The 5,056-nt window shown below is 50.2% G+C and carries 6 protein-coding genes; all 6 read left to right on the top strand.

Translation table 11 applies throughout. From position 1 onward, the window contains the following. A partial coding sequence (locus tag Q0340_RS02225; protein ID WP_298081987.1) for a hypothetical protein occupies positions 1-579 on the top strand: 579 nt, incomplete at its 5' end. Positions 580-977: 398 nt separating this feature from the next. After that, positions 978-1,871, top strand: a complete 894-nt coding sequence (locus tag Q0340_RS02220) for a DMT family transporter (RefSeq protein ID WP_298081986.1) — start codon at positions 978-980, stop codon at positions 1,869-1,871. A 323-nt stretch (positions 1,872-2,194) separates the two neighbouring features. Beyond that, entirely contained in the window at positions 2,195-2,908 is a 714-nt protein-coding gene (locus Q0340_RS02215; RefSeq protein WP_298081985.1) for a vWA domain-containing protein, read from the top strand. A 412-nt stretch (positions 2,909-3,320) separates the two neighbouring features. Then, positions 3,321-4,427 (top strand): alanine racemase, encoded by a 1,107-nt coding sequence (locus tag Q0340_RS02210; protein WP_298081984.1) that lies wholly within the window; start codon positions 3,321-3,323, stop codon positions 4,425-4,427. A gap of 142 nt (positions 4,428-4,569) precedes the next feature. Continuing rightward, positions 4,570-4,659, top strand: a complete 90-nt coding sequence (locus Q0340_RS12340) for a pyrimidine dimer DNA glycosylase/endonuclease V (protein ID WP_363317243.1) — start codon at positions 4,570-4,572, stop codon at positions 4,657-4,659. Beyond that, a complete protein-coding gene (locus Q0340_RS02205) occupies positions 4,653-5,009 on the top strand; it encodes a pyrimidine dimer DNA glycosylase/endonuclease V (protein ID WP_298081983.1) in 357 nt (118 codons plus the stop codon). Before Q0340_RS12340 ends, Q0340_RS02205 begins: the two co-directional genes overlap by 7 nt. The last annotated feature ends 47 nt before the right edge of the window (positions 5,010-5,056 follow it).

Below are 5,056 nucleotides of genomic sequence, written 5' to 3'. Positions count from 1 at the left end.
TTTAAAAGCAGCGCTTCTTATAAAACCGTGCAAAATGGCGCCTGGCTCATACCTCCTAGCCCCATAGCAAAAACTATGCTTATCGTGCTATTTTTATCCTGGGGTTCGTTGGTGGCGTTTGATGAGCCTTGGATAAAAACAACAAGAGGCGGAGGTAAAGTTGCATGCTTTGATGCAAACGACCCTTTATGCGTAGGCGGGTATATGCAAAGAGGCGGCGGCGAGACCGCACTCGTGATCGTGATGGGTCTTGCAATGATGCTAATTGCCATACTGCCGTTATCTGAAAAGGGCGTCATCATAGACAGCCGCACCGTAAGGAAAGAGTGGAGATTTTTATCGTTTAAATTTAGCACAAAGATCGATATAGAAAATGCCCTTATGGAAAAAGGGATGAAGGGCGAGATGCCGATTTTAAAAATAAAAGACGGGCAAAGCAGCAAAAATTTTACGCTCTCATTCCCATACGCACAGCAAGATATAAAATTTATCGAAGCAGAGATAAGAAAGAGGCGCTATAAGATGATAAAATCAAAAGAGGCAAGAGTTCCCTTAAATCCGCGCTCAAAAAAACTATAAGCTTAAAAGGCGCGAATGAGCGCGCAAACATAGAAATTCTAAAAAATGACAAAGAGGACGCGGGCGATTAAATTTTAAATTTAGCCACGTGCGAGTAGTAGCTATAAAATTATGAAAAGCCATAGCAAAGCAGCGTAATGATCACGCGAGTAGTAGCCGTAAAATTTACGTGTAGCGAAGCGGCGGCAACAAGTGCGCGAACAAGTGCGCGTAAGCCCAAGAAGGCGAACCGAGCGCTAGCCTAAAAAGACGAGCCGAAAGCTTAAAACGAGCCGGGCGCTTAAAATTTAACTCGCGATTTTAAAATCCGAAATTCCAAATCGCTACGTCAAAATTTAGCCTATTTTTTACCTAAAATTTCGTAAAATTACGACTTTAAATTTTCAAAAAGGACACAGATGAATAAAAGTTTGGAATTCAGAGCCGACGTCGGAATGGTCTTCGTGGCGATCGCTTTTGGGCTCGGGTATCTGCCCACCTCGCAGGCGCTTGCGAGCAACAACGTCTTCGTGCTGCTATTTTGGCGCTTTTTCGCCGCGAGCATCATCGCAGGCGCGATATTTTTCCCGAAGCTCAAGACCATAACTTCGCGCGAGATCAAGCACGGCGCGGTACTTAGCCTGTTTTTATTCGCGGGCTTTACGTCGCAGACCTTCGCCTTTAAATTCGCGCAAAGCTCCTCCGTAGCCTTCATTATCGGTCTAAACGTCGCGCTCGTGCCCTTCATCGCCGCGGCGCTGTTTAGGCATAAAATTTACTCCTACGCCTACGCGGGCATCGCGCTTGCGGTCATTGGGCTCTATCTCATCGGCGACACACGGCTAGGTCTCGGCAAGGGCGAAGCGCTGGCGCTAGTCTGCGCGTGCGCGTATTCGTTTCACATCGTGCTGACCAACCGCTTCGTGCAAAGCTGCGACGTAGCGGGTATCGCCTACGTACAGATCCTCTGCCTAAGCGCGCTTTGCTGCTTCGCGGCGATCTTTTTTGAAAGAGTCAGCATCGTGCCGGTGATGGATAGAAGCTTTTTCGTCGCGATGGCGGTGATCTGCCTGCTGGGAACGGTTTTTGGCTTTTTTGCGCAGGCCTTGATGCAAAAATACACGACGCCCGTAAAAACCGCTCTGTTTTTCACGCTCGAGCCCGTAACGGCGGGCATTATGGGCGTATTCGTGGGCGGCGAGAAACTAAGCGCGATGCAAATTTTAGGCGCGGCCCTCATCCTCGCAGGCGTTTTGATAAGCGAGATCGGAAGCTACCTCAGCGCAAAACGGAGCAGATCCGCAGACATTTGATTTTGCGGCGGCGCAAATTCCATAACTTCCATGCCGCGTGGGATTTTGCGTCGTAAAATTCCACGCTGCATAAATTTGCACGCGAAATTCCATATCGCATAAAATTCTGTGCCTTAAAATTTCGCGGTGAAATTCTGCGCCGCGCATAATTCTATATCGCGCGGAATTTTGCGGCGCCGTGCGCAAAGATACGTTAAAATTCCACGACAAAATTTCGTATTAAAATTTACGTAGCAGGGGCGTGCGGCGAAGCTTTAGCGATAAAATTTCATTGCTTAAGCGATACAATAGTAAAATAACGAAATTTTAACAAAGGAGCCCCTATGAAAAAAATCATCCTTCTTGTTGCCGCGCTTGCGGGCATATTGTTTGCCAAAAGTGCAGAGCTCGCCACGCCGCCCGATCATAAAGACGGCGTAAATCACCTGGAATTGGTGCTGATCCTAGATAAATCGGGCTCGATGAGCGGGCTTGAGAGCGATACGATCGGCGGATTTAACTCGATGATAGAAAAGGAGCGCAAAGAGGGCATCGACGCGAGCGTCACGACCGTGCTTTTCGATACGAAATTTAACGTCATCCACGACCGCACGCCGCTTAAGAAGGTCGAAAACCTAACGTCCAAGGAGTACTACGCCGGCGGCAACACCGCGCTACTGGACGCCGTCGGCAGCACGATAGCGCGTATCGAGCGGGTACCAGACATCTATGCCAAAAACAATCGCGTGCTTTTCGTCATCATCACCGACGGGCAGGAAAACTCAAGCCGCGAATACTCCAAAGCGCAGATTAAGAAGATGATTAGCGACAAGCAGGAAAAATACGACTGGGAATTTATCTTTTTAGGCGCTAATATCGACGCCGCAAGCGAAGCACAAAGCATCGGCATCAGAAGCGAAAACGCCTTAAAATACGAGAATTCCAAAGAGGGCGTGAGTAAAAATTTCGAAGCGGCAGCCGAGATATCCAAAGACGTAGCGACCGACAACAAAGCAAACTCGAAATGGCGCGACAAGGTGCTTCAAGACAAAAAATAGCAAGGCGCAAAGCGAGGCGCGCTAGAAATGAGGCGCCGCCGTTAAAACGAGCTTTTGCGCTAAATATTCAGCGCAAAAACACAGGCGGCAGCGTAAAATAAGCTTTGTAAAACATGGGCGGCGATTTGAAAACATGCGGCGCAGAATCATAAATTTGCTCGCCAAATTCAGACGCTTCGCGAAGGGAGCCGAATTTGCAGCGTGCAAACCACATTTCGCAAACGGCGCTAAATTTACGGCGCACAAATTCCGTTTTTCTCAAACGACAGGTAAATTTCGCCCCTTGCAAGTGATAGCTAAATTCCGCCTTTCGCAAGCGGCGCCAAATTTTAAAATTTAGGCGCTGCAAAACGGGCGCAGCTACTAAGCGCGACTATATTAAAATTTCGTAAATTTAAAGAGGAGGAAGCTTATGAAGGTATCAGAGATCGACACGCCGGCGCTGCTGATCGAGCAAGAGATCGTGCTTCGCAACCTGCAAAAGATGCAAAGCTATGCGGACGCCGCGGGCGTGAGCCTGCGCCCGCACACCAAAACGCACAAAATGCCCTATTTCGCGAAGCTGCAAGAAAACCTCGGCGCTGCTGGCATCACGGTCGCCAAAACGGGCGAGGCCGAGATCATGGCGGCAAACGGGCTGAAAGATATATTTATCGCAAACGAGATCGTGGGCGAGCTGAAATTTCAGCGCATCATCGCGCTTTTGCGCGCGGGGATAAACTTAAGCTTCGGCATCGATAGCATAGAGCAGGCGCGTCTAATAGAGCGCGCCTTTGAGCGCAGCGGCACGAAGGCCCGCGTGCTTGCCGAGATCGAAGTGGGCGAAAACCGCTCGGGCTTCGTGGAAAAGCAGGATTTCGCAGCGTTTATAAAATTTATAAAAGGCTGCAAAAATATCGAATTCCGCGGCGTATTCTCCCACGACGGCCACTCCTACAAAGCCGCCGATAAGAGCGAATGCGAGCGCATCCACCTAGCCGCGCAGCGCCGCACGCTGGAGTTTGCGGATATCGCGCGCGAGCTAGCTCTGCCCGCAAGCGTCGTTAGTATCGGCTCGACGCCATCGCTCATCAACGATTTTGAAATTTTAAAGGGCGTCACCGAGATCCGCCCGGGCACCTATATCTTTATGGATGCCTCGCAGGCGCAGGCATACGGCGATTATTCGATGAACGCCGCAAGCATCCTTACGACCGTCATCAGCAGACCTACGGCGGATCGCATCATCACCGACGTCGGCGCCAAGGGGCTCACGCAGCAAAGGCGCACCGAGGGCTTCACCGCCACGCCCGGGCTCGGGCGCATAAAGGGCACGGATGTGTGGATAAATGGCGTTTACGACGAGCATGCGATCATCTACGACAGAGCGCTGCGAGACGCCGTGCGCGTGGGCGATCGGCTCGAAATTTATCCGAACCACATCTGCCCCGTCGTAAATTTACACGAGTTCGCCTACCTCGTAAGCGGCGGCGAGGTCATAGAAAAGATCCCCGTGCTATGCAGAGGCAAGTTGCAATGAGCGAGAAATTTAAATGTGCGGCGAGATAAAATTTAGCCTCTAATCTAGAGCGCGGCCAAATTTAAGGCGCGAATTTTATCGCCGCTCAGGCTGCGGCGCAAAGCGCGCCGAATTTGACGACGAAATTTAACGAAAGGCGAAAATGAGACTTTGGACGATAAGCTTTAAATATCTCGACGCAAAGGGGCTCGTGGCGCTGTGGCGCGAGGCGCTGCTAGCTAAAACGTGCTAGCGGGACTCACGAAGGGCTACAAAAATCACCCGCAGCTTGACCGCTTTTACGCGCACGAAAACGCGCTAGAGGCGGTAAATGCGTATCTGGCGGAAGTTTACGCGGAGGGCCGCGCTCGCGGGTATAAATTTGACGCGGCAAAAGTTGGCGAATTTGACGAGCGAAATTTAGCCAAAATAGCCGTCTCTAGGGGGCAGATAGAGTATGAATTCGCCTTTTTACAAAAGAAGCTAAAATCGCGCGATGTCAAGGCTTACGAGCGAAATTTATGTGTAAAAAATATAGAAATCGCAGGCGTTTTTGAGGAGGTTGCAGGCGGGATTGAGCCGTGGGAAAAGGTTAAAAATTAGCTCTGTTTCGCGCAGGATTTTTGGCTTGCCTAGGCAAATTTGATCAA

It is taken from the genome of uncultured Campylobacter sp., assembly GCF_938045595.1.
In the GTDB taxonomy this organism is placed as follows: Bacteria; Campylobacterota; Campylobacteria; order Campylobacterales; family Campylobacteraceae; genus Campylobacter_B.
This window is presented reverse-complemented; position numbering and strand designations above follow the sequence as displayed.

Excerpts from the sequence above, each read along its gene's own strand:
- Q0340_RS02220 (WP_298081986.1), top strand. The coding sequence starts at position 978 with ATGAATAAAAGTTTGGAATTCAGAGCCGACGTCGGAATGGTCTTCGTG.
- Q0340_RS02215 (WP_298081985.1), top strand. The coding sequence starts at position 2,195 with ATGAAAAAAATCATCCTTCTTGTTGCCGCGCTTGCGGGCATATTGTTT.
- Q0340_RS02210 (WP_298081984.1), top strand. The coding sequence starts at position 3,321 with ATGAAGGTATCAGAGATCGACACGCCGGCGCTGCTGATCGAGCAAGAG.
- Q0340_RS12340 (WP_363317243.1), top strand. The coding sequence starts at position 4,570 with ATGAGACTTTGGACGATAAGCTTTAAATATCTCGACGCAAAGGGGCTC.